Annotated in this window: 23 protein-coding genes and 1 pseudogene; 22 read left to right on the top strand and 2 right to left on the bottom strand. The window is 42.5% G+C overall.

Translation table 11 applies throughout. The annotated features are described in order from the left end of the window. The first annotated feature begins 688 nt into the window (after positions 1 to 688). The 20 genes from OS173_RS12710 to OS173_RS12805 all read left to right on the top strand — a co-directional run bounded on the left by OS173_RS12710 (position 689) and on the right by OS173_RS12805 (position 23,546). Positions 689 to 1,390: a hypothetical protein gene (locus OS173_RS12710; protein WP_267184668.1), complete on the top strand. Its 702-nt coding sequence runs from the start codon at positions 689 to 691 to the stop codon at positions 1,388 to 1,390. Positions 1,391 to 1,395: 5 nt separating this feature from the next. Further along, complete coding sequence (locus OS173_RS12715) at positions 1,396 to 2,076, top strand: DUF6884 domain-containing protein (RefSeq protein WP_267184669.1); 681 nt, start codon at positions 1,396 to 1,398, stop codon at positions 2,074 to 2,076. A 240-nt stretch (positions 2,077 to 2,316) separates the two neighbouring features. Beyond that, a complete protein-coding gene (locus OS173_RS12720; protein WP_267184670.1) occupies positions 2,317 to 2,628 on the top strand; it encodes an addiction module antidote protein in 312 nt (103 codons plus the stop codon). Positions 2,629 to 2,720: 92 nt separating this feature from the next. Further along, positions 2,721 to 3,272: a DUF6933 domain-containing protein gene (locus OS173_RS12725; RefSeq protein ID WP_267184671.1), complete on the top strand. Its 552-nt coding sequence runs from the start codon at positions 2,721 to 2,723 to the stop codon at positions 3,270 to 3,272. Between the two features lie 924 nt (positions 3,273 to 4,196). Next, a complete protein-coding gene (locus tag OS173_RS12730) occupies positions 4,197 to 5,327 on the top strand; it encodes a Fic family protein (RefSeq protein ID WP_267184672.1) in 1,131 nt (376 codons plus the stop codon). A 2-nt stretch (positions 5,328 to 5,329) separates the two neighbouring features. Beyond that, complete coding sequence (locus OS173_RS12735) at positions 5,330 to 8,197, top strand: type I restriction endonuclease subunit R (RefSeq protein WP_267184673.1); 2,868 nt, start codon at positions 5,330 to 5,332, stop codon at positions 8,195 to 8,197. Positions 8,198 to 8,321: 124 nt separating this feature from the next. After that, positions 8,322 to 8,858 (top strand): REP-associated tyrosine transposase, encoded by a 537-nt coding sequence (locus OS173_RS12740; protein WP_267184674.1) that lies wholly within the window; start codon positions 8,322 to 8,324, stop codon positions 8,856 to 8,858. 102 nt (positions 8,859 to 8,960) lie between these two features. Beyond that, positions 8,961 to 9,386, top strand: coding sequence for a hypothetical protein (locus OS173_RS12745; RefSeq protein WP_267184675.1), 426 nt, complete (start codon positions 8,961 to 8,963; stop codon positions 9,384 to 9,386). A 138-nt stretch (positions 9,387 to 9,524) separates the two neighbouring features. Continuing rightward, positions 9,525 to 10,133 carry a nucleotidyltransferase domain-containing protein gene (locus OS173_RS12750; RefSeq protein WP_267184676.1) on the top strand — a complete coding sequence of 203 codons (609 nt, stop codon included), beginning with the start codon at positions 9,525 to 9,527 and terminating at the stop codon, positions 10,131 to 10,133. 231 nt (positions 10,134 to 10,364) lie between these two features. Next, the gene (locus OS173_RS12755) at positions 10,365 to 10,709 is read left to right on the top strand and encodes a hypothetical protein (RefSeq protein WP_267184677.1); all 345 of its coding nucleotides are present in this window, start codon (positions 10,365 to 10,367) and stop codon (positions 10,707 to 10,709) included. A 201-nt stretch (positions 10,710 to 10,910) separates the two neighbouring features. Then, positions 10,911 to 11,771, top strand: a complete 861-nt coding sequence (locus tag OS173_RS12760) for a bile acid:sodium symporter family protein (RefSeq protein ID WP_267184678.1) — start codon at positions 10,911 to 10,913, stop codon at positions 11,769 to 11,771. A 185-nt stretch (positions 11,772 to 11,956) separates the two neighbouring features. After that, complete coding sequence (locus tag OS173_RS12765) at positions 11,957 to 13,243, top strand: PQQ-dependent sugar dehydrogenase (protein ID WP_267184679.1); 1,287 nt, start codon at positions 11,957 to 11,959, stop codon at positions 13,241 to 13,243. A 29-nt stretch (positions 13,244 to 13,272) separates the two neighbouring features. Continuing rightward, positions 13,273 to 15,405 (top strand): TonB-dependent receptor, encoded by a 2,133-nt coding sequence (locus OS173_RS12770; RefSeq protein WP_267184680.1) that lies wholly within the window; start codon positions 13,273 to 13,275, stop codon positions 15,403 to 15,405. A gap of 12 nt (positions 15,406 to 15,417) precedes the next feature. Further along, positions 15,418 to 16,422, top strand: a complete 1,005-nt coding sequence (locus OS173_RS12775) for an LLM class flavin-dependent oxidoreductase (RefSeq protein ID WP_267184681.1) — start codon at positions 15,418 to 15,420, stop codon at positions 16,420 to 16,422. An 84-nt stretch (positions 16,423 to 16,506) separates the two neighbouring features. Next, positions 16,507 to 18,021: a catalase gene (locus tag OS173_RS12780; protein ID WP_267184682.1), complete on the top strand. Its 1,515-nt coding sequence runs from the start codon at positions 16,507 to 16,509 to the stop codon at positions 18,019 to 18,021. 245 nt (positions 18,022 to 18,266) lie between these two features. Next, positions 18,267 to 19,601 carry a TolC family protein gene (locus OS173_RS12785; RefSeq protein WP_267184683.1) on the top strand — a complete coding sequence of 445 codons (1,335 nt, stop codon included), beginning with the start codon at positions 18,267 to 18,269 and terminating at the stop codon, positions 19,599 to 19,601. Next, entirely contained in the window at positions 19,598 to 20,647 is a 1,050-nt protein-coding gene (locus OS173_RS12790; protein WP_267184684.1) for an HlyD family secretion protein, read from the top strand. The genes OS173_RS12785 and OS173_RS12790 overlap by 4 nt, the downstream gene beginning before the upstream one ends. 8 nt (positions 20,648 to 20,655) lie before the next feature. Continuing rightward, complete coding sequence (locus OS173_RS12795; RefSeq protein WP_267184685.1) at positions 20,656 to 21,822, top strand: ABC transporter permease; 1,167 nt, start codon at positions 20,656 to 20,658, stop codon at positions 21,820 to 21,822. Beyond that, positions 21,819 to 22,988 carry an ABC transporter permease gene (locus OS173_RS12800; protein WP_267184686.1) on the top strand — a complete coding sequence of 390 codons (1,170 nt, stop codon included), beginning with the start codon at positions 21,819 to 21,821 and terminating at the stop codon, positions 22,986 to 22,988. The genes OS173_RS12795 and OS173_RS12800 overlap by 4 nt, the downstream gene beginning before the upstream one ends. Before the next feature lie 33 nt (positions 22,989 to 23,021). Then, positions 23,022 to 23,546, top strand: a complete 525-nt coding sequence (locus tag OS173_RS12805) for a YqiA/YcfP family alpha/beta fold hydrolase (protein ID WP_267184687.1) — start codon at positions 23,022 to 23,024, stop codon at positions 23,544 to 23,546. A 68-nt stretch (positions 23,547 to 23,614) separates the two neighbouring features. Here the strand turns inward: OS173_RS12805 and OS173_RS12810 are convergent, their stop codons facing one another. Beyond that, positions 23,615 to 24,310: an outer membrane protein gene (locus OS173_RS12810; RefSeq protein WP_267184688.1), complete on the bottom strand. Its 696-nt coding sequence runs from the start codon at positions 24,308 to 24,310 to the stop codon at positions 23,615 to 23,617. Positions 24,311 to 24,452: 142 nt separating this feature from the next. Between OS173_RS12810 and OS173_RS12815 the strand changes: the two genes are divergently transcribed. Next, positions 24,453 to 25,472, top strand: a complete 1,020-nt coding sequence (locus tag OS173_RS12815; protein ID WP_267184689.1) for a tetratricopeptide repeat protein — start codon at positions 24,453 to 24,455, stop codon at positions 25,470 to 25,472. Continuing rightward, positions 25,469 to 25,843, top strand: coding sequence for a nuclear transport factor 2 family protein (locus OS173_RS12820; RefSeq protein WP_267184690.1), 375 nt, complete (start codon positions 25,469 to 25,471; stop codon positions 25,841 to 25,843). The genes OS173_RS12815 and OS173_RS12820 overlap by 4 nt, the downstream gene beginning before the upstream one ends. 197 nt (positions 25,844 to 26,040) lie before the next feature. Here OS173_RS12820 and OS173_RS12825 read toward each other — a convergent pair. Continuing rightward, positions 26,041 to 26,148: pseudogene (locus OS173_RS12825) on the bottom strand (IS30 family transposase); the annotation flags it as partial.

Consider the following 26,148-nt stretch of genomic DNA (forward strand, 5'->3'; position numbering starts at 1 on the left):
TGTAAATCTGATATCGTTCTGTTTCGGTTAACTGTTTATAGCTCATATTGCATTTTCCTTTTGGTGAGAAAAATCAGTAACTATACCAGTTAACCGACCTCCTCAGGAAATTGCACTTATTATCCGAATTGAGGATATATTAAAAGTGCTTTCTGACTTAGAAATAAAAAACCTACCAAATTCGTATAAAAGAATAAAAAATAAGCTAATAGAGATATCGAAGTCGATTTAAAAAATAAAGGGGTAAGTACCCCTTTACAATAAAAAACTAGTTAAAAATAACTAAAGAAAACTAAAGAAAACTAAAGAAATATAAAAGAGGTCAAACCCCTTTAAAGATAATGTATTTGGTTCTTGATAGTTTGTAACATTTTTTAAACAATATAGAATACATTTCAACATAACTAAATTTGAATTATATCCACATGAAAACTATTACAATTGTGCTTATAAAATAAAGGGGTCAGTACTCTTTAAGCAGAATAAGAATAAAGTAATTACATAATATGGGACAGGCATTTAAATGGAAATCTAAAGGGCAGAATTTTATTGATTTTCAGACTAAATATTTAGAAGCTTTGGTGATTTAGTCAGGTAGGATAGGCTCCGCCCATCTCAATATTTAGTTTAAATATTACCATTAATATTTGATGGGCAGAGCCCATCCTACGATAATTTTAATTAATCAATGGATATACAAAAAAGAAAAGATGATTTGATTCAGTTTTATACTATCCTTAATGATTTAAAGGAGTCGCAAGGTCTATATCAGCTTTTTGATTCAAATGGATTTATGGATTGGCCACAAAGAGGTGTTTATTTCTTTTTTGAGAATGGTGAACTTAGAGGTGACTCAGGTGGTGGAAGTAGAGTGACACGTATCGGTACACATGCTTTAAAAGCAGGCTCCAAATCCACGTTATGGAAGAGATTGTCTCAGCATAAAGGTGTAGCAAAAACAAATGGCGGTAATCACCGAGGATCTATTTTCAGGCTTTTGATAGGCGATGCACTTATCCACAAAGAGCAACTTAATTTTCCAACCTGGTCAATAGGGAGTTCAGGTACAAAAGAAATAAGAGATTCAGAAATCGAACTTGAAAGAAAGGTTACTAATTATATTGGGCAAATGCCTTTTGTTTGTCTTCCGGTTAATGATAAAGCAGGCCCAACGAGTCTAAGAGATTACTTTGAAAGAAATGCCATTGCTTTGATTAGTAATTATGGGAAAACTCCTTTGGATACTCCGTCTAATGCTTGGCTCGGACTTAATTCAAGCAGAGAAAAGGTTTTTAATTCAGGTTTATGGAATCAAATTCACGTTGATAAAAAATACGATAATGATTTTATATCTGTTTTTGGAAATTATGTAGAACAATTCAGGACATAAAAAACATGAAAAAAATCGTTATACAATGTGCTGGCACCAAGAACCCATGTGGTTCATTTGTTGATAAAGTAGGTAAATTAGTTAAATTTGTTGCCCAGCCTGAGCTATGTCAATCTAATGAAAAGTTTAATTTTCAAAAGCCTGATGGTTTAGATTCGGATGGTATTTCATGGAGAGATAAGTTGATCACTTACAACAAAACTCAATATAAAGAAAACCCTTTGAAGTTTTTAAAAGCTTATGAATTATACAAACCAGCTGCTTATAAAGGCCTTGTTGATAAATTTGGCATTGAAAATGTTTATATCTTATCTGCTGGTTGGGGGCTTGTTAATGCTGACTACCTGTTACCTGATTACGACATAACTTTTTCAAGTACTAAAAAAAAGGATAAGTACAAAAAAAGGAAAGTATTAGATTATTTTAATGACTTCAATTTTATTGATAGCAATAATAATGACGAAATAATATTTTTAGGTGGCAAAAGCTATCAGCGTTTATTTGTTAAGTTAACTAATCATCTTTCAAGTAAAAAAGTTATAGTATATAACTCAGATAAAATGCCAAATTTTGACCAAATAAAATCAGAAAAATTTACAAAGTTAGGCAAAAGTGGAAAAAGATTGAATATGAATTGGCAGTACGAATGCGCAAAAGAAATTATTAATGAAAAATTTAAAATATAATAGTTAGTTAATGGATAAAGGGGGTCAGTACTCATTAAAGTTTTTTAAACCTAACAAAATTTGCGAGAGGCACATCATCAGATGATTTAAGCGGTTTATTTGATTGATATTCCGGCCATATTGGACGGTAATTATTGTTGATTTGGTTAATTTTTATAAAAAATGCTAACTAAAGGGGTCAGTACCCTTTAAGATCAAAAAAGCTAAGGCTTATTGGAAAGATCATAAGCGGAGAAAAAAATGACACGTAATGTAAGACAAACACACAATGAAATACTGAAAGATCCAGAGGTTGCTGCTGAATATTTGAGCGAAGCTTTGGAGGATGGTACACCAAGTATTGTGCTTATGGCGCTTAGAAACATCGCTGAAGCTCAGGAAGGTGGTATTGCCGGATTGGCAGCACGATCAAATCTTGGCCGTGAAAGCATGTACAAAATGCTTTCAGAATCCGGGAACCCTAAACTATCGAGTTTCACCCAGGTCATCAGTGGTCTTGGATTGCATCTAAAAGTTGAAGTACCAACCACAACAAACACCAAACCAGCCTGAAAAATCAAGCCAAAAAAGAATAAAAGGGTCAGTACCTTTTAAACTATTAGTGTTTAAAATTTAATGAAAATAACTTAGTCAAATCCAATTTTATGATAAAAATCCACTGCACCAAAAAACTTTTCGAGGCTTTAAAACTCGATGAAAAAGGAATGGTACGACCTACCGGGGCGAAACCCTCATCAGTTGTTGGGCATGTTCCTGAAGAGGGCATAACGCCTTTAAATCATTGGCATGGTCATTATTTCACCATTCAGCGCAGTCCATGTTTGTTTCTATTGCATGATGCAACGCGGTTTCCTTTGTTTATTCCGAATATTAAGAAAGCTGACTTAAGTAATTTGGATTATTTTTTTCAGGATGCCTTAATGAACACCGTCTTAAAGCTGTGGTTTGACGATGAGATAATGGACAAAGTGCATGGGTTAATTCATCGTTTGCAGTTCGATACTGACATCAATCGTTCGGTTCAGGGATCAATGAATCAAATGATACAGGAGTTGAAATGGCATTTACATGGCGTTGAGGTTAGGGATTTATTGGGCTACCGTCAGAATGTGTGGTTTTCTGAAAGGCCGTGTAGTGTGAAGGGTCGAAAAGAGGCTATCTTTCCGCAACGGGCTTTTATGGAGTTGGTTAAGTAGAATGAGTGTCGCACACAATATTCAATTTAAAGGGTTCAGTAGTTATTGATGGGCAGAGCCCATCCTACGATACTCGGTTTAAATTGCTTTCAATCATCAAGCATAATGTCTCAAGTCCCGGGACGTGGGACAAGGCATTTTTATAAGGGAAATTATTGGGTAAATCAGTTATTATTGAATGATTGAGTAAAAACTATCAGGTATGGCAACAAAAAAAGAAAAGGATTTTAAGGTTAAAAATAGAGAACCGACGCGTACACAGAAGTGAAGAGGCGCCGGTCATATTGGATATAATAATTTGATTTGTTTGTCCTAAAGTCAAAGGCTCATTAACTACCTAACAAATTAAATTGAAACAGAATACTTGAATTGAGAACCAAGCAAAAAAAAGACGGCCCCTGTTATGTCGATAATCTTCAAACTCTCGCCAACCGATGGATGGGAACATTTGAAGCACATAAGAGGACTTACCCGTCTATTGCAATGATGGCGCCACGAAATAATGTTTTCAAGTTTTTGGCATTGTTGAAGATGTTTATGTATTTTGATTTGTCAGAAAAAAACTATACATTTTCTGACAGAATGTAGTGCTATTAAGAAATGCAAACAACTTAATACAAAGTAATAAGTAGAGTTTATGGAGACGGTAGGGGTTGGGCGTTTTCAAAAAATGATTTTGTAGATTTAGAAATGCTGCCATAGACCAAGCGCTAAGCCGATTGGTTAAATAGCAGTGAATACGTCGTGTCATTCGAGGTTTGTATGATTATCCTAAATATAGCAAACCACTATTTAATAAATTGCACAAAAAGTGAAATAAGACTGGCTCCTATTTTAAAAAACGACCAAAATCTAAAATAAGGGTGGCTTGTATTTAAGTAAAAGGCTAAAATCTAAAATAGGATAAAGTTTTGGTTAAAATTTATGAAACAATTTAAAGCGGGACATTGGATTAAACAAAAGGATTATAAAAGCTTTCAACCTGAATTAATTAATCGTCAATGGCTGATTGATGACATGGAGGTTCAAAAACTGTTATCTCAGGCAGACCGTCAAATAGGGCGATTGGACATGTTTTCTGAACATGCACCTAATGTTGATATGTTTATCAGCATGCACGTCCTGAAGGAAGCCACCCAAAGCAGCAAAATAGAGGGCACACAAACGAATATTGAGGACGCTTTGTTATCTCGTGAGGATGTGGATATTGAAAAGCGTGATGATTGGGAGGAGGTCAATAATTATATTCTGGCAATGACGCATGCCATTGAGTCTTTAGAAAACGTTCCTTTTTCCACCCGCTTGATTAAACAAACCCATGAAACTTTGTTACAAGGCGTCAGAGGTAAGCATAAATTACCGGGTGAGTTCAGGCGGTCACAAAATTGGATTGGTGGGGCGACTTTAAATGATGCAACCTTTGTACCACCGGTGAGCTCGTCCATCAGCGAATTAATGGGTGATCTGGAAAATTTTGTGCATTCTGATGCACATTATTTACCGGATTTATTAAAAGTTGCCATCATGCATTATCAGTTCGAAACCATTCATCCTTTCTTAGATGGTAATGGTCGCGTCGGACGATTGTTGATTACATTGTATCTGGTTGAAAAAGGTATCTTGAAACAGCCTGTTTTGTATCTGTCTGATTTTTTTGAGCGTTATCGTGATTTATACTATGACAACTTAATGCGTGTCAGAATACATGATGACATCAAACAATGGTTTAAATTTTTCCTTACCGGCGTTATTGAGACTGCAAAAAAAGGTGTTGATACATTTGATAGAATTCTATTGCTAAAAGCCCGAATTGAAAATGAAGTTAATGAAAAAAGTAAACGAAGTGGCCAAATAATGAAAGTATTAGATTCATTGTATAAAAAGCCACTCATTAATGCGCAAACCATCGGTGACCTGGTTAATGTATCTATGGTAACAGCTTATAAAATTGTGGAAGAAATGGAGCAGCGAGGCATACTAAAAGAAATAACCGGTGAAAAAAGAGGCAAAATTTATTTGTTTATCGAATATATTCGACTGTTTAAAGGTAAATAAGCTTGACCACCCAATCCGAACAAGTCCTCGAAGATAAGCTGATTAAACAACTGGTTGGTCTTGGTTACGCGCGTGTTGCTGTGACCGATGATAAGGCGCTGGTGGCTAATTTTAAGGTTCAACTGGAACGTCTGAACGATGTCAGTTTAAGCGACCATGCATTCAGGCAAATCCTCAATAACATTAATAAAGGCAGTGTCTTTAACCGCGCTAAAATTCTGCGTGACCGGGTGACCTATGTGGATGGTGAGGGTGAAACGCGGACGGTGCAGTTACTGGATGGGATTCACCTGGAGCGCAATGTCTGTCAGGTAACCCAACAGGTGCGGATGGCGGGTCGCTATCAGAACCGCTATGATGTGACGATTTTGGTGAATGGCTTACCACTGGTGCAGATTGAGTTAAAGCGTCGTGGCCTGGAACTGAAGGAGGCGTTTAATCAGATCAATCGCTATGAGAAACATTCTTACTGGTCAGGGCATGGTCTGTTTCAGTTTGTGCAGTTGTTTGTGATTAGTAATGGCGTGAATACCAAGTATTTCGCTAATAATGCCATTCCGTCACGGTCGTATAAGCAGACCTTTTACTGGAGCAGTGAGGATAACCGGCCGATCACGGATTTAACGGCTTTTGCAACGGCTTTTTTAAATCCTGTGCATCTGGCGAAAATGATTACGCAGTATATTGTCCTGAATGAAACCGAGAAGATGCTGATGGTGCTCAGGCCATATCAGTATTACGCCACTGAGGCGATAGTTGAGCGGGTGAAAACTTCCAACCATTACGGTTATATCTGGCACACCACCGGTTCGGGTAAAACCCTGACATCATTTAAAACCGCGCAATTACTCACTAAGATTCCGGCGGTGCATAAAGTGGTGTTTGTGGTGGATCGCAAGGACCTGGATTATCAAACCAGTAAGGAGTTTAATAATTTTTCGAAAGGCAGTATTGATGCCACTGAAAATACCGGCACCCTGGTGCAGCAGCTGGCCGATGACACCGGTCTTATCGTCACCACCATTCAAAAACTCAATAATGCTATTTCTAAAACTAAATTTTTAAACAAGCTGGCGCATTTACAAGATAAGAAAGTGGTGTTTATTTTCGATGAATGCCACCGCAGTCAGTTCGGTGATACCCATGGTCGGATTAAAGATTTCTTTCAGGCCTGTCAGATGTTTGGTTTTACCGGCACGCCAATCTTCGCTGAAAACGCCATTAAAAACGACCTCGGTAAACGCACCACCGCCATGCTATTCGGCGACTGCCTGCATAAATATGTGATTACCGATGCCATCCGTGATGGTAATGTTTTAAAGTTCTCCATTGAGTACATTAATACTTTTAAACAAAAGCAGAATGTCGATGACATTAAAGCTAATGATATTAAAGTTGAAGATATCAATGAAGAAGAGGTCTTTAATGCCCCTGAACGCCTGAACTTAGTCACCGATTACATCATTCAGAACCACGCCAGGAAAACCCATAATAATTCCTTCACGGCGGTATTCTGCGTCTCAAGCATTGAAACCCTGATTCAGTATTTTCAGCTGTTCCTCGATAAGAAAGCCAACGGCGAGCATAATTTAAAGCTGGCCACCATTTTTTCCTATCAGGCCAATGAAGAAGATCAGGGCGCCCAAGGTTTAGGCGCCACCGATGTTGACTATCAGGTGTTACAAGCGGCCGAGCAGGGCGGGGCTTATTTAAGCCACAGCCGTGATCATCTGGAACATTTTATTGGCGAATACAACCAACAATTCAGTACCAATTTCACCACCAAAGATTCCAAATCGTTTTATAATTACTACACCGATATCGCCAAGCGGGTCAAAGCCAAACAAATCGATATTCTACTAGTGGTGAATATGTTCCTCACCGGTTTCGACAGTAAGCCCTTAAATACCCTGTACGTGGATAAAAACCTTAAATTCCACGGCCTCATTCAAGCCTTTTCCAGAACCAACCGAATTTACAATGAGCTGAAATCACAGGGCAATATTGTCTGCTTTCGTAACCTCAAAGGCGCCACCGATGATGCCATCCGCTTATTCTCCAGCTTGGATAATAAAGATGACATCATTATTCCTCCCTATGAAGATTATCTGGAGAAATTCGGCCTCGCTTACACGCTGTTATTAAGCTTAGCGCCGACAGTGGATAGCGTTAATGACTTACAAACGGAAGAAGATGAATTCGCCTTCGTGAAAGCCTTTCGGGCGCTGATGCGCATTAAAAACGTGCTCACCAGCTTCACCGACTTTAGCTTCGATGACTTGGACATGGATGCCCAGGAATTTGAAGATTACAAAAGCAAATACCTGGATTTATACGATAAAGTCCACCGCCACAGCGAAAAAGAAAAGGTCTCGATTCTCGATGATCTTGATTTTGAACTGGAACTGATTCATCGCGATGAAATTAACGTGGTCTATATCGTTAATTTACTGAAAGACCTGAAAGATGTGCCGGAAGCGGAACAGAAAAAACAAAAAGACCACATCATGAACGCCATGATGAGCGAAGTCGAACTGCGCAGTAAACGCGAACTGATCGAAAAATTCATCAATAAACACCTGCCATTAATCGCCGACGCCGAATCAGTCCCCGATGAATTCGACGCCTTCTGGGAAACCGAAAAACAACGCGCCATTAAACTATTCTCAGAAACCGAACAACTCGATCCCGAGAAACTCGAATCCGTCATCGGCGACTTCCTATACACCAACCGCGAACCCATGCGCGAAGACGTCATCAACATGATGAAAACCCGCCCCAAACTCAAAGAACGCGCCACCACCGCCGAACGCCTGATCCAAAAAGTCACACATTATGTGGATACTTTTGTGAGTGGGATGGGTGGGTGATTTTCTATAAAATGTAGGATGGGCTCCGCCCATCACTTGATTATGGTAGTTTGCCAAAATTGGGCGGTTTGATGGGCAGAGCCCATCCTACAAAATAAATAAGGCACTGTGATAAAATCTATACATGCCAAATTTTAGAAGAATTTTTATTGAAAACAGCTGTGTATTTATCACGGTGGCTATCAATAACCGAAAACGGAAAATCTTGATAGATTATATGGCTGAATTTAAGTTGGCCTTAAAAATGGTTAAAACCCAAATTCAATTTGAGCTTCATGCCATTGCGGTCATGCCGGAGCATTTTCACATGATTATAAAACCCCAACACATAAGCGATTATCCGAAAATAGTTTCTCTGATAAAAATAAATTTCACAAAAAGTTTGCCCCGTGATTTAAGAGCGTTACTATCAACCGAGGTTTCAAAGAGTAAAACCAAGAAAAAGGAAAGTGGTGTATGGCAAAGGCGGTTTTATGAACACACCATTCGTGATGAGTCAGAATTAAATCATTTAACTGACTATATTCACTATAATCCGGTCAAACATGGATTAGTTGACAAACCCAGTGAATGGCCGTATTTATCATTTAAACGGTTTGTGGAGAATGGGTATTATGATATTAATTGGTGTGATTTTACTGAGCTGAAGGATTATTATTAGGTTTTGATGGGCGGAGCCCATCCTACTAAATCCTGAGTTATGTTTTTTTTAAGAAATGATTCAATAATGAGACAAACATTTGATTTTAAATAAGACAAAACCATGAATCTAAATTACATAAAAATAATGGGCTTTTTTGTCTTAATCGTGGCTTCGCTGCTATTGGTTTCATGTGGCAGTAATCAGCTTGAGTGTACTAACTCAAGGGGATTTAAGGATGGCTTGTTTCAGCAAACATGGTTTTCCAAGCCGGAGAGAAAAGCAGAGTATATTGGTGCTGTTTTTGGCGATAAGACCGGCGAAATTCGTTTGTCTGATAAAAGACTAACAGGAGATTATTGTATTGAAGACAAAACCATATTCTTTAAACAAAACGGTGTGCTTAATGGCTTACTGATTATTGAGATTTTAAGCATTGAAGAGGAGACCATGGTTTGGCAAATGGAAGATGGTACACAACTCAAGTATTACAACCCTTATCCGGATTTAAGTAAGGAAATTGACTTAGAGCCCAGGAAAACTCAGTAAACTTTCGAAAATAAGAAAATCCAGCGACACACTACTAAGAAGCCATTGCTTCGATTAATTCGTAAATCCTGCAAATAAACAATTTTTAAACTTGAAAAGTCCCAGAAAGGGACTTATAGTGCCCATATTGGGTCTGATATGAAAATGAATCAATTAACGATGGGTGAAGCTTTATTTACCAAAACACAGCAGAAGGTTTTGGGGTTGTTGTATGGACAAACCGAAAAAAGTTTTTATTTAAACGAGATCGTCAAGTTGGCCGATATGGGGAAAGGAACAGTCCGTCGTGAATTAGATAAGCTTTCGGCTTCTGGTTTATTGACTGTCCGTAAACAGGGTAATCAGATGCATTATCAGGCCAATTCTGATAATCCAATTTTTCATGAATTACAAGGCATTGTTAAAAAAACTTTTGGCGTAGTAGGAAATATTGAGTCGGCGTTACAAGATATTTTACCTGATGTTACGTATGCTTTTATTTATGGATCTGTCGCCAAAGGCAGTGAACATGCTGGTAGCGATATTGACCTGATGGTTATTGCTGAAGATTTAAGCTATACACTGTTAATGGAAACTTTAGCTGATGCCGAACAACAATTGGGGCGGCCTATCAACCCCACCATTTATAGTCCCAATGAATTTCAAAAGCGGATTAAAAACAATCAAAACTTTATCACGCGCGTGCTATCTCAAGATATTCTATGGATAAAGGGCGAGGAACAGTTTAAACAGAATTTTGCTGCTTAAGATTTATGGATATAAAGGAATGTCTTTGGGTCTTCATTCAAATTTGTTCCAGACTAATTTGAAAGCGACCACGGCAGACATAGCATTTGACCTCGCGCTCTTCGCCTCTGATTCGCTTCTCGCTCACCAACCGGCTCGGCGGGTCAAGCTGCTCAGCAGCTTTCCTTAGATAATTTAGTCAAAACCGGCCATCTACATATAGAACCTTTTAATCTGACTGAATTTCAAGGAATGATTAAAGCCGCAAACAATAAATTACAGGATGCCAAACTGGATGGTTTATCCATGGATAGCCAGTTTTTACTGTCTTACGGCGCTGCTCACACCTTTTCGCTGGCAGCTTTGCGCTGGCATGGTTATCGTTCCGATAGCCGTTATCTGGTATTTCAGTGTTTACAACATACGGTTGGTTTTTCAAATGCGCAATGGCGTGTTTTGGATAAGTGTCATAAAAAAAGGAATCTGGCTGAGTATGAGGGTCTTTTGGATATTGATAAAACGCTCTTAAAAGAACTTTTGACATTAACTCAGGAGCTTTACGATAAGGTCAGTCAATTAAAAAACAATGCTAATTAGGACGGTTAAACTAATCACTGCAAAAAGTTCGGTGATTAGCCGGGTTATTCACCGTACTAACTTGTTTTAAAAACCTCTTATCTTTAAAAAGTTTCCAATTATCTGAGTAAAAACATGGTGGATTTAATTTTTCGTTGATAGTTTCGATTGTTCTGGTCGAAGTTGGCTACAATAGATGATTGTTAAATTGAAGGTGCTGTCTTGGAAAACAGTATACTGACGGATGTTTTATTGCCGTTGTCGTTGTTTATTATTATGCTTGGCATGGGCATGTCTTTGGTAATCGATGATTTTAAAAACGTAGTGCTGTTTCCTAAAGCGGTGATATTGGGCTTAGTGGGACAGATTATTGTATTGCCGCTGATTGCTTTTACCTTAGTGAAATTATTTAATGCACCGCCGATGATTGCTGTCGGTGTGATGCTGATTGCAGCCTGTCCGGGTGGCAGCACGTCGAATTTAATCAGTCATTTGGCCAAAGGCGATACCGCATTATCCATCAGTCTAACGGCCATCAGTAGTTTAATAACGGTTATTTCCATTCCATTTCTAGTCGGACTGAGCATGGTGTACTTTTTGGCGGCGGATCAAGACATTCAATTGCCGGTCGGGAAGACCATCATTACCTTGATCGTTATCACCTTGATACCGGTTAGTCTGGGTATGCTGGTGCGCAAAAAGTATCCGGGCTTTGCCGATAAGCAAGAAACTAAAGTTAATGTGTTTTCTGCGGCATTTTTAGCTTTTTTGGTGATGGCGATTATATTTCAACAAACCGAAGTGGTTAAAACGGGCTTTGCAACCACCGGCTTGGTGGTCCTCAGTTTGAATGTATTCGCGATGATTTCAGGTTTTATCATCGCCATAATCTTTCAGCTCAATGCTCGACAAAGTACCACCATTAGTATTGAGGTTGGTATTCAAAATGGTACGTTGGCAATTTTAGTCGCCACCACAATTCTGCACCAGCCGGCGATTGCCATTCCGGCCGCCATTTATTCATTGACTATGTTTATCACCGGTACTTTGTTGATCGCTTGGCGTAGGTATCAAGCTAATTAAAAAGCTTGAGACAAGGTGTATCTTGTCTCTACAATTGCCCTGCATTCATTTCATTAAGATTTTATAAAGATTCATTGCTGTGGTATGCTAATCATTGATTGTCAGGTTTGCTGAAGGCCTTGTTGTCAGGGATGTTCAACGGCTTTCAGTGATTAATTAAACTCACTTCAACGGATCAAATAATTATGAAAAATAGTCTAATCACAGTACTTTTCGCAACCATACTTATGGCTTGCAATGGCGGTAACTCTTCTGCCAATAAAACGTCGGTGCAGACCGAGACAAATGCAGCGGTCGAGGCTGAAGCATCTTCTGAAAGCAAAACATCTGCGGAGACTTTGCCACCGGTTGAAACCAGAGATGCCAATACTGATTATAAGCCGGCTTTTGCCGGGCAGACCCGGGTTGCAGGCGTTGTAACCGACACACCTTATGAGGTGCAATTGCTGACTGAGGAATTAACTATGCCCTGGGGGATTGCAGTGCTTCCTGATGGTCGGTTGCTGATTACAGAAAAAGTCGGCACAATGCGAATAGTGGATCCTGCCAACGGCCAATTAAGTGAGGCCATTACCGGGCTTCCTGAAGTGGATGACAGGGGGCAGGGTGGTTTGTTGGGACTGGCCTTAGCACCTGAGTTTGCATCGAATCGGATGGTTTATTGGACTTTTGCTGAACGTGTGAAGGGCGGTAATCATACGGCGGTGGCGAAAGGCCGCTTGTCTGATGATGAAGCGCGTATTGAAAATGCACAAGTGATTTATCGTGCCACCCCGACTTATGACGGCAAACTGCATTATGGCGGGCGTGTGGTGTTTGATGAGAAAGGTGATTTGTTCGTCAGTAACGGTGAGCGTTCTGATAAGGGGATACGAGTCAAAGCCCAGGATTTACAATCATCACTTGGTACAATTATTCATATCACCACCGATGGCGAACCGGTGTCGGATAATCCGTTTATTGGTCAAGCCGATGCCTTGCCAGAAATATACAGTTATGGACACCGTAATCCACAAGGTCTGGATTTTCATCCGGTCACGGGCGAGCTATGGAGTAATGAGTTTGGGCCGCGCGGTGGTGATGAGTTGAATTTAATTAAACCGGGCAATAACTACGGTTGGCCGGTCATTACTTACGGCATTGAATATATGGGTGCCGCCATTGGTGATCCGGTTATTCAGCAAAAAGACGGTATGGAGCAACCTGTTTATTACTGGGATCCGGTGCTTTCACCCAGTGGCATGACTTTCTATACAGGCACTAATATCCCTGAATGGGAGCATAACCTGTTTATTGGTGGATTGAATAGCAGTCATATCGCCAGACTTGTGATTAAAGATAATAAAGTGGTGGGTGAAGAACGTTTATTGGCTGATAAAGGTGAGCGCTTTAGAGATATCCAGCAGGGCAAAGAGGGTGCTTTGTACACGGTCACTGATGCCGGGAATTTATATAAAATTGATAAAAAATAAGTGACTTTTTTATTTTGCATGCCATCATCATGCCTAACGAAGAATCGTGGATGACGCGTCTGTTGACGTGGCTTGTGCTTGCCTGTTGTTTAAGTTCTACCATTGTATATGGTCAAACAACAGGCAGTGATTCTGCCAATAAAGAGAATGATGACACTGAGCAAAAAGTCGTTGAACTCGAACCGATGGAGATTATTGCGCATTTCAACAAGCAATCGGTTTTGGGTTTAACCGCTTCGGCGCAATCCATCACAGCAGAACAAATTGAAGCCCAGCAAACCACCACCTTGTTACCGGCACTGAATGCCGTGCCGGGCATTCGCATGGAACAACGTTCGCCGGGCAGTTATCGCTTGGCCATGCGTGGCAGTCTAATTCGTTCGCCATTTGGTATTCGTAACGTCAAAATGTATATGGATGAGTTTTCACTGACCGATGCCGGCGGTAATACTTATCTTAATTTAATCGACCCAGCATCTATCGATTCCATTCATGTCTTAAAAGGCCCGGATGGCTCGCTGTATGGTGCTAATTCCGGTGGCGTTATCCGTATTCAGCCGAAGGGCTTTGATGTCTTTCAAAATCAGGGCTCACTGTTACTAAGTGCAGGCTCGTTTGGCTTGCAACAAGAGCAGTTTTCGGTACAGCGCAGCCTTGATAATGACTATTCGTTCTCCTTTGATCAGTCGTTGACCCGTTCCGATGGCTATCGAGACCATTCTTCTTTAGATAAAAAAACCTATCAAACAGCACATAAATGGCGTTATTCAGAACACAAAGAATTACGTTTATTGGCCTTATATTCGGATTTACATTATCAGACGCCCGGTGGTCTGACCGAAGCGCAACGGCAGGAAAATCCAAGAATGTCGCGACCTGCCACCGCTTTTACGCCATCTGCTGAAGAACAACAAGCGGGGATTTACAATAAAACATTTTTCGCAGGCGTGGCTCACGAAGCCCGTATTAACGACAAGCTGACCCATAGTATCAGCTTGTTCGGTTCAGACACCGATTTTGAAAATCCGTTTATTACCAATTACGAATTCAGGCAAGAACAAAACCTGGGCATGCGCACGTATTTTTCTTACCAAGACCGGGTTAACGACAACATACAATGGCAAATGCAATTTGGATTTGAAGGGCAGAAAGGTTGGAACGATATTGTTAATTACGACAATAACCAGGGGAAGCCGGCCGCTTTACAAGCCAGGGATGATTTGGATAATACCCAAAGCAGTGTCTTTTATCGGGCCATGGTGAATCTGTATGACCGCTGGACCCTGGAAGCGTCCCTGGGCTTAAACCAAGCGGACATGAATTACCAGTCTCATTTTCCTGAGACACCTGATCCTGACGGTGACATTTCTTTCGGCAGTATTTTTATGCCCAGGGTGGCCACGTCTTATCGGTTGTCAGATTCTTTAGCGGTTCGGGCGTCGGTATCTAAAGGCTTTTCCCCGCCGACCATTGCTGAAGTGCGTTCTTCTGACAACACCATCAATACAGAATTAGAAGCCGAAACCGGTATTAATTACGAAGTGGGTTTACGTTGGGAAACCGCCAACAGACGCTTTATCACTGACCTGAGTATCTACAAATACAACATGGATAATGGCATCGTCCGCCAGTTAAATGAAGCAGGTGCGGAGTATTTTGTTAATGCCGCTGAGATTAAACAAAAAGGCATTGAAGCGGCTATTTGGGCTTATCTGTTGCCATCGAGCTATGATGGATGGATTCAATCCTTGCGTGTGCAATCGGCGGTATCATACAACCATTACCGCTTTGGTCATTACCAGGTCAATAACAATGATTATTCCGGCAACCATGTCACCGCTGTTCCTGACTGGGTCTGGTCTAACACCTTATCCTTTGTGTTTCCAAAGCAAATCGGTTTAAATATTTCGCATAATTTTATGTCGAAAATCCCTTTGAATGACTCCAACACTGTTTACTCAGATAAATACCACTTATTGCAAATGAAAGGCACCTGGGACTTAAATATTTCTTCGTCATTCGATATGCAACTGTTCGCCGGCGTGGATAATGTACTGAATGAAGAATACAGCTTAGGCAATGACATCAATGCCTTTGGAAACCGTTACTTTAATCCCGCGCCCGGTAGAAACTATTATGGCGGCGTAACAATTGAATTTTAAAAATTAATAAGCATGACAACTAACAAGACAGACTATTCCATCTTAGAACTGGCTTTGGTTTCTAAAGGCCAGAGTTATCAACACACTTTTACCAATGTTTTAAAACTGGCGCAACAAGCTGAAGGCTTTGGCTATAAACGCTTCTGGCTGGCGGAGCACCATAATTCGGCTAATATCGGCAGCAGTGCCACCTCGGTGTTGATTGGCTATGTGGCGGGCGGTACCGAAACGATTCGGGTTGGTTCGGGTGGTGTTATGTTGCCCAATCATTCGCCACTAATTGTTGCTGAGCAATTTGCGACACTGGCGGCTTTGTATCCTAATCGCATTGATTTGGGATTTGGCAGGGCGCCCGGGACTGATCGCGAAACCATGCTCGCCATCCGTTCTGATTTTATCAATGCGGCACGGTCGTTTCCGGATGAAATCGCCAAGATAGAACGCTATTTTTCCACCGATAATGCTAACTCAAATGTCCGTGTTCATTTAGCAGAGGGTGTTGACGTACCCATCTATATTTTGGGTTCCAGTACGGACAGTGCCCATTTGGCCGCCAGCAAAGGTTTGCCGTATGCCTTTGCCAGTCACTTTGCACCGGCGCATTTAAGTGACGCTTTGCAGATTTATCACCGGGAATTTCAACCCTCCAGAGCCTTAAAGAAACCCTATGTGATGGCGGGTGTTAATATTATTGTCGCCGATACCGATGCGCAGGCTGAACGCTTATTCACGTCACTTATCCGCATGGTTGTGGGTATTTTTACCGGTAAGCGTGATTATGTGCAGCCACCAACAGAGCTGACTGATGAGTTGCGGGAAATTCTACAAAATCCACAGATAAAACAAATGCTCAAATATTCTTTTATCGGCAGTAAAGCCACGGTCAAAGCACAAGTTAATGCCTTTCTTGATGAAACCCAGGCCGATGAATTGATTGCTGTGACACATTTGTATGATGTCAATGACCGGATTCGCTCTTATGAATTATTCGCCGAGATTATGCAGGAATTGAATTAGATTCGATCTGTTATTGTACGTGAATTACTAATTAAAGGTGCGCCGATTTGGTATACTGAATTAATAATTTACCAAGGAGATACCATGAAAGATAAAAAACCAAAACTCACCCGACAAACCGGTGCACCGGTTGGCGATAACCAGAATGCCCAAACGGCCGGTCCACGCGGGCCAATGCTGATGCAGGATGCCTGGTTTTTAGAAAAAATGGCCAACTTTGACCGTGAAGTGATTCCGGAAAGACGAATGCATGCCAAGGGTTCAGGTGCTTTTGGTACCTTTACAGTGACTCATGATATCAGTCAGTACACTAAGGCCCAAATTTTTAGCCAAGTTGGGCAAAAAACAGATATGTTTGCGCGATTTTCAACTGTGGCCGGTGAACGCGGAGCGGCGGACGCGGAGCGCGATATTCGGGGGTTTGCCCTGAAGTTTTATACCGATGAAGGTATCTGGGATTTGGTGGGTAATAACACGCCGGTGTTTTTCTTTCGTGATCCGATGAAGTTTCCGGACTTAAACCACGCAGTCAAACGTGACCCCAAAACCAATATGAGAGATGCCAATAATAACTGGGATTTCTGGACCTTGTTGCCGGAAGCCTTGCATCAGCTCACCATCTTAATGAGCGATCGTGGTCTGCCGACAGGCTACAGAAATATGCACGGCTTTGGCAGTCACACATACAGCTTGATTAATAAAGACAATGTCAGGCATTGGGTGAAGTTTCATTTTGTCACGCAACAGGGCATTAAAAACCTGTCTGATGAGGAAGCGGCCAAAGTTATTGGTATGGATCGGGAATCATCACAACGGGATTTATTTGAGGCCATCGAAAATAAGGATTTTCCGAAGTGGACAATGTTTATTCAAGTGATGACTGAAGAAGAAGCAAAAACCTATCGTTTCCATCCTTTTGATTTAACCAAAGTCTGGTCAAAAAAAGATTTTCCATTAATTCCCGTAGGTGAATTCGAACTCAATAAAAACCCGGAAAACTATTTCCAGGATGTTGAACAAGCGGCGTTCAATCCAACTAACATTGTGCCGGGCATTGGTTTTTCACCGGATAAAATGCTGCAAGGCAGGCTGTTTTCTTATGGCGATGCCCAGCGTTATCGACTGGGTGTGAATCATTATCAGATTCCGGTTAATAAGCCCACTTGTCCTTACCATGCCTATCACCGAGATGGTGCCATGCGGGTTGACGGTAATTATGGCGGCACCAAGCATTATGAACCCAACAGTTATGGCGAATGGCAAGAACAACCCGACGCCAAAGAACCGCCACTTGAATTAAGTGGTGATGCCTATGCCCATAATTTCAGAGACGATGATGAGGATTATTTCACCCAACCGGGCGATTTATACCGCATCATCAAAGCCGATGGCAAAGCCGATGTATTGTTTAATAATACGGCCGCTAATATTGGCGGCGCGGAGAAGTTTATTCAAATTCGGCATATCCGACACTGCTACCAAGCCGATCCTGAATACGGTGAAGGTGTGGCCAAAGCGCTGGGGTTGAGTATGGATGAAGTCAATGGCTTTGACATGACACCCTATGACAAATGGGCGCCAAGACCGAGCCAGAAGTAATTTTTTTAAGAAACAGAACCTATTAAGTGATGCCTGATAGGTTCTGTTTTCTCCGCTAATTTATATGCAATGGGGGAGCTATGTTGATTGTATTTGACAGATCGTCAATCGGTTTTTATAGACATTTAATTCACGGCAACATTGCGTGAACAGGTGGGCATTTATAAGCCCATTTTTATTTGATGGTGATTAGGTTGAATTGTCTAAAATTTAGGGTGTTTGAATCACTTGCTTATTTGCTTGGCATGATGTTTGTTAGCGCTGTATCGGCACAAAACAGTGTTTCTGAACCACTAAGCTTTGACCAAGCCCGCGCGACATTGGTGCGTAAATCGGATGCATTGGCGGCTGCTGAAGCCAATGTCCGTAGTAAGGTTGCGCTGTCTGATGCCACCAAGTCATTGCGATTACCGGACATATCAGTGGATGTGCGACGTATGGAGTTTCAGAAATCCCTGTCTTTGCCGTTGGGTTCACTGGCACCGGTTGCCGGTGCATTCGATATCGCCAGCCCACTTGAGTTCCAGGAACGAGATTGGCGCACGCGTCCTATTCTGACGACTGTGCTACCCATTTACAGTGGCGGTCAAATTCCGGCGGCACAGTCGGCAGCGTCGGCTGCGGTACGCCAGGCAACGGCTGAGCGGGATTTGCAATCACAATCCCAGCTTCTGCAGTTAGTACAGCTGTATTTTGGCCAACAATTGGCTAAACAGGCTCTGGCTGTGCGACGTGATGTCCGAGATGGCTTGCAGCAGCATGTGGATAATACCGATCAACTGGAGCGCACAGGATTTGCCACTAAGGCACAACGATTACAGGCTGAGGTGGCCCGGGATCAGGCTGAGCGCGAATACCAGCGGGCTCGCAACGATTTGGATACCATCAGCGCTTCTTTGGCACAGCTGTTGCGTAGTGATCGACCGATTGACACCACAACACCTTTGTTTGTTCTCACCACCTCGCTCGGATCACTGGACAAATTTCTGCAGTCAGCACGCGCGCAACATCCACAAATTCGTCGTTTGAAAGCATTAAGCCAGCAGGCCGGTGAAGGGGTTAAGGTACAAAAAGCCAAACTTAAACCACAGCTGTATGCGTTCGGACAATATGATCTATATCGAGATGATGCCTTAATAACTGATTCTGACTGGGCGTTTGGTATCGGCGTAAAATATACTTTACTCTCGGGCAAAAATCGCAATCAACAAATTGCAGCGGCTTTAGAACAACAGTTTCAGGCCGAGGCAGGCCTGCAAGAGGCGCATAATCAAATTAACATTGGTGTAGGTAAAACCTACAATGATCTTGAGTCAGCACGGCAACAGTTCCTGTTGTTAAACAGCTCAATTGAGCTGGCACGGGAAAGTCTGCGTTTGCAAGAATTGTCATTCCGTGAAGGTCAGGTCACTTCATTAGATGTCATTGATGCACGCCTGCAACTTGGAGGCGCATTGGTAGAGCGTGCCCAAGCGGCTTATGAATACGATGTGACACTGGCGCGCTTATTGGAAATGAGCGGTCAGCTTAACAATTACCAGGATTATATCCATCAAGCGGACAAGGTGCTAACACAATGAACCAAACAAATAACAAGCAGACAGTGACAGAACAAATTTCGCCACCGACCCGAACACGTTGGTGGTTGGCTGTTGTGGTTTTGATTATCGGCCTGGCGGTTATCACCGCCGGTTTGTGGTTGGCATTCAGACCAACGGCAGATGTCGTGCAAGCTATGGCCGACGCTGACGGCATTAATGTTTCGACCAAAATCAGCGCGCGTGTATCAAAATTGCTGGTGCGTGAAGGCGATCGGGTAGCAGCGGGACAGCTGTTATTTGAACTGGACAGCCCTGAAGTCGCAGCCAAGTTGACGCAGGCAACAGCCGTACTGGATGTCGCTCGCTCGCAAGCAGGGAAAGCTGAGAAGGGTGCACGTAAAGATGAAATCCTCGCAGCAGAAGCCAACTGGCGACGCGCTGTTGCCGGCGCAGAATTGTCCCAATCGACTTATCTTCGGATTGAAAATCTTTACAATGAGGGCGTCATGAGCCGGCAGAAACGTGACGAGGCACTGACACAGTACCGTAGTTCCAAGGAACTGACGGTTGCCGCAAGGGCTCAATACGACCTTGCTTTGGCCGGTGCTCGCCAGGAAGATAAGGCGGCCACACAAGCGCAGGTGCGACAAGCAGAAGGTGCCGTGGCTGAGGTTCGTGCTGCTGAAGATGAAATTAAGGGTCGGGCTCCGATTGCCGCCGAAGTGAGTCAACGGTTGGTTGATATTGGTGAACTGGTTCCGGCGGGGTATCCGGTTTTTCGCTTGCTTGATATTGATCAGATGTGGGTTTCACTAAACCTGCGTGAGGATCAGTTTAACGGCATCCGAGTCGGCCAACAGATTAAAGGTGATATACCTGCATTGAATTTAGAAGCCATCTCGTTCGAGGTTTATTACATTAGTCCGGCTGGAGACTTCGCCACCTGGCGATCAACGCGCCAATCCAGTGGTTATGATGTCAAGAGTTTTGAGGTTCGGGCACGTCCGAGACAAGCAATTGATGGTTTTCGACCGGGTATGAGTGTGCTGTTTGCATGGCCACCTGCTAACCAAGTGGCACAGTGAGCAGCGGCATGTCGATGCGGGCACTACGGGCATCGGCACGCCGTGAAATTCGGTTTTTGCGCAACAGTCCCTGGGACCTCGCATTGGCGACCTGGATTCCATGTTTATTAATGATTGTTATGGCTTGGTTGTTCAGCAGCGCTGTACCACGAGAATTGCCCATTGCGGTGGTCGATTTGGATCAGAGTACCACAAGTCGTGATGTGGTTCGTCACTTACAGGCATCGCCGGGATTGACGGTGGCTGCGCAACCTGAATCGCTACAATCAGCATTTTCGCTGGCGCGTGCATTGCAGGTTTATGGTGTTGTTTTGATTCCTGGCGGAACCGAACGGGATATTCAGCGCACCGGCAGTGCCAGTATGGTGAGTTATTTTAATGCCAGTTACCAGGTGGCCGGGCAGGCGGTGGCGCGTGATGTTGATGCGGCTGTGCAAGCAGTGTCTGAAAAATTGGCGATTACCGAAGTTGCCTTAAGTCGTGGTCCCGCGAATGTCCGTGCGGCGCCTATTAGCGTGCAGTCAACGGTGTTATTTAACCCCGGTCGCAGTTATGAGCACTTTCTGTTAGGTTTACTGTTTCCTGCTATTTTACATATGGCCATGTGTGTGGCCATGGTGGGGGCTTTTGGTCGTGAGTTACGTGATGCCAGCATTCGCCATTGGTTGCGCGATAGCGATGATCGATTAGTACCGGCGATATTGGGTAAAACTGTTCCGTATTTTTTGTTGTTCACTGTGTATGGTGTGCTTGGCCTGCTGTGGTTGATCGCTTTAAATGGCCAAGGCGTGGCCGGTGGCTTTATCTGGCTGGTATTGGGGCAGGCACTGATGTATCTGGCGTATGCCGCAATCGCACTGTTGTTTGTGGCCGTTTCACGCAATATGGTTTCAGCACTGTCCATGGCCGGATTATATGCCGGTACTTCACTGGCGTTTTCAGGCGCAACGTTTCCGTTACAAGGTGCGCCTTGGTTTACCCGTCTTTGGAGTGATTTATTGCCGTATACTGCCTATTTAAAACTACAGAAGCAACAATTGGATATGGGTTCAACGCTGACTGTGTCGATATGGCCGCTGGCCACTATGCTGCTGTTTGTACTGGTGGCCGGGATAGTTGGTGTTTGGTTATTGGGTTATGCAGCACGTGATCCGGCGGCCTGGGGGCGACGGTGAATCGTTTTAGCCTCTCTTTTGGTGAGACCATGCGTGCCATCGCCACAGACCGTGTGGCGATGTTAAGCTTAGTCGGGGCGCTGGTGTTGTATTCATTTTTCTACCCGGCAGCCTATCAGCATCAGGTGGCCAGGGATTTACCACTGGTGGTGGTCAACCTGGATCACAGTTCAATGAGTCGTGAATTAATACGTAAGCTTGATGCGGTGCAGGCGATACATTTGGTCGGGATTGTCGAGTCGATGCCTGCTGCGCGCGGGGTGGTGGAAGCCGGTGAAGCTGAAGCGGTGTTATCTATACCTGCAGGTTTCGAACGAGATATTTTACGCGGTGTTCAGGGTCAATTGGCTTTATTCGGTAATGGTGCCGTGTTGGGCCGTGCCAGTATAGCGATGCAAGGTGCTGCTTTGGCGATTACGGCTTTTGGTCAGGAAGTGGCATTGCAACAAGCTCAATTTATGGGGATACCGGCGAGCCCACCGTTGCGATTGATTGAGCGGCCTTTATTCAATACAGTTGAAGGTTATGGTAGCAGTATTGTACCCGGTGTAGCGGCCTTAATTGTTCAACAAAGCTTGCTCATCGGGGTGGCCGTTATGGCCGCTACACGGCGAGAACGGTACGGCAAACTACGCTTATCCCGTCCGGGTTTTTTTGGAATTGCCAGTGCATTCTCAATGATTGGAATGATTAGTTTACTGTATTTCAGTGGTTTAATATTTTGGTTTCAGGATTATCCGCGGGCCGGTAATCTGTCAGGTTTATTATTAGCAGGTGCCTTGTTTATTTCTTCGGTGGTGGCATTTGCGTTATTTTGTGGTAGTTTTTTTCGCACCCGTGAACGTGCCTTTCAGCTAATTACTATTACGTCCTTGCCGCTGTTCTTTTTGTCTAACTTATCCTGGCCGGTAGAAGCCACACCGGATATATTGGTTTACGCTGCACAATTACTGCCCAGTACAGCCGGAATTAATGCGGTTGTTAAACTCAATCAGATGGGTGCCCGACTACCTGAAGTGTTCTCAGAACTTGTTAAGTTAGCCGTATTGACTATATTTTATGGTAGTTTAGCCTTGTGGCGATATCGTCCGGGCCCGGCTAAGCATGGCAGCTATATCGAAAACCGAGACATTGAAACTGTCACCATGGTGTCAGATGAAGATTGATTCAACGTCTCCCCATTGAATGGATAAATTTGTATGCATATTATATTCTCACATGGTAAAGAAAGTGGTCCCGAAGGTGGCAAGATTCGGGCGTTAGCGGCTTTAGCGACAGATTTGGGTTGTTCCTATGAATCGGTTGATTACCGCGATTTGCCCGATCATCCGGATCAGCGGGTTGAACGCTTGGTGGCTCGTATCAGTGCCTGTGATGATGACATTATTTTGGTGGGCTCAAGCATGGGTGGTTATGTCAGTGTCGCTGCGGCCTGTGAATTGGCCGAAAAAGGTAAAACCATAAAACAGTCTGTGAAGGGTCTGTTTCTTATGGTGCCGGCGGTTTATTTACCGGGTTACGAACGTCAGGATTTTTCTGCTGAGCTACCGAAAATCTGTATTGTCCATGCCTGGGGTGATGATATTGTGCCCTATGAAAACAGTCTGCGACTGGCGCAACAGCACCAGGCGGATTATCATGTATTTGCCGGTGGCCATCGTTTAAATGAGGTTTTGTCGGAATTAAAACATGTCTTTTCAGGCTTTCTACAGGGGGTTGTATAAGTACTTATTAATTGAAAAACCAGGCTACTAAAAATCTTGATAGCCTGGTTTTATATTGGATAAGTGTTTTAAAAGCTAAAATTCACAGCCAGTTTAAAATAGTCCATGTCGTGGCTAATATCTGCCGTGTAATCGTGGATTTCCCAGTCGGATAAGTCGTTTAAAACCACACCTCGGTCGGTGCCAAAATCAATCTGATTGTATTCGGCGAACAGTGACCAATGGCGATTAAAACGGTATTCATAACCAACGCCAAGTAATAAATCACGTTGTGTTTTTTTGTGTTGGAAATAAATAGGGCGTTGATAATTCGGATCAGTATCTTCGATGAGCATTTCAATCTGTCCAAAGCCCAGGTTCATGTAAAGCAAAGATTTATCGCTGATTAAAAAGCCAAGTTGGCCGGTGAGTGTGATTAAATCATCAGATTGATAGGAGACAAAATTTGTGGGCCCGGTACCATTAATGTATAAATGTTTGGCATGGGTGTCACCGTGGCTGGCGCTGATACGTGCTCCTATCAGCCAGTTGTTATTGAATTGCATCCGGCACCCTGCTTGTACCCCAAAAAATTCACCATCACCCTCAACAGAACCTAAATCATCATTATATTCTTCCTCAGCAAAATAAGTGGTGACAAATCGATTATCAACTTCTGCTGTGCCGGCATGTATACCCGCATAGCAACCATTCCATTTATTGGCGCTGACAGTCATGGCTGAAAAACTTAACCCCAATAGGCTGATATATTTGTATACTTTCATATTATCTCCTTTAATTAAAATTCTTTATGCAACTGCTTTAGTATAGTATAAATAAGAAATTAAAAAACAGTCTTAGTTCTCGGTTTTTAAAACGACATCTTGATTGTTTTAACCCCATCAAAAAATCCAAATCAATATAGGTATGTCTAAGATAATTAAAACGATACTTTTGTTGCTCTTGTTGAGTTCTCATGGACTAATGGCCATGAAGCTTAATCCGGAACAGGTCACAGAATTGACTGCCTTGGCCAATAATGGAGATGCTAAAGCGGCGTATAAATTAGCCGTATATAATGACAAAATGAATACTCAGGCCGGGTGGAAGAAAGCGGTATTATGGTACCAAATTGCCAGTGATGCGGGTATAAGCGGTGCCACCAATGATTTAGCCGTGATGTACTTTCGAGGCCAAGGTGTGATCAGAAATATTGCAAAATCGAATGATCTTTATCACCTGGCATCAGAACAAGGGAGCGCCACAGCAAAATATAATTTGGCTAAAAAATACATTGCCGGTGAGGTACTTAACCAAAACATTCCGGAAGGCTTGATGTTTTTGAAAGAGGCGGTAAAACTTAAGCACCGTAAAGCCATTCATTTGCTGGCCACTTATTTAAGGGAAGGTCAATATGTTAAAAAAAATGAGTTGGCGGCATTTAAATTGTACGTTCACGCGACCAAATTAAGATATCGACCCTCTGCCTTGTGGGTCGCTCGATATTTGGAACAAGGTGAAGTGGTCAGTAAAAATATTAAATCAGCCGTTAAGATTTATACGGCGATGGCATTATTGGGTGAAGCTTATGCGCAAGAACGCCTGGGGATTTTGTACCAGGATGGTGAGGAGATCGAACAGAACCTTGAACAATCTGTTCGCTTTCTGAAAATGGCAGCGGAGCAAGGACGAAAACGCGCCATGTATTTACTGGCCAATAAATATTATTTGGGTGAGGGTGTCAATAAGGATTTAGCACAGGCAGTAGAATGGTATAAAAAATCCGCTGAAGCAGGTTATCGCTTGGCGCAGTATTATTTAGGTGAATTGTATGCCAGTGGTACCGGTGTTCAACAAGATTTTAAAAAAGCCTGTGAAATGACTGAACTGGCCGCTGCTCAGGGTTATGAACAAGCACAAATTAATTTCCAGACCTTTTGCCAATGAAGCAAGATAAAGTCAATCAGCTTTTACAAGCCCGGGAATGTGAATTACATCAGCTCAAGACAAAGCCTGATCAAGAAAAAGTTAGGGCTTTGTTGCATGACGATTTTATTGAGTTTGGTCGATCAGGTCAGGTCTATGATAAAACAGATGTTGTTGAGAGTTGTATCGATAAAGGTAATTTCCCTCAAATCCACAGTGAAAACTTTCAGTTTAAGCATTTATCAGACACGGTTGTTTTGGTGACTTATGTTTCTTATCAGCAAAATCAAGACAATGCCAAAAGTCATGTAACATTAAGAACTTCTGTTTGGCAGTTTGCGCATAATACCTGGCAGTTGGTGTTTCATCAGGGGACTGAAAAAGCCAATTAATTTTGATGGTTGATGACTAATTATATTGCATTAAAGATTCATTTATGAGGTAAAATAATGTACAAATCCGGGGCAAATTCTTAATTGTGAGAATAACCGGGTTTTGTTCTATTGATATCTGAGGAGATATTTATGAGTAAAAGTCACGATGCTAAAAAAGCAAGCAAACTTGAATTCAAGTAATAAGTGCAATTTAATCATGCAGCAAGTAAATCGACTTGCTGCCCCATAAATAATTCATTCGGAGATTTCCCGCCTCTTGTTTTCCGTGGTCTGTTATTCAGGCAATCCATTACGTGTTCTAT

Origin of the sequence: Marinicella gelatinilytica, assembly GCF_026410405.1 — a bacterium.
Taxonomy (GTDB): domain Bacteria; phylum Pseudomonadota; class Gammaproteobacteria; order Xanthomonadales; family Marinicellaceae; genus Marinicella; species Marinicella gelatinilytica.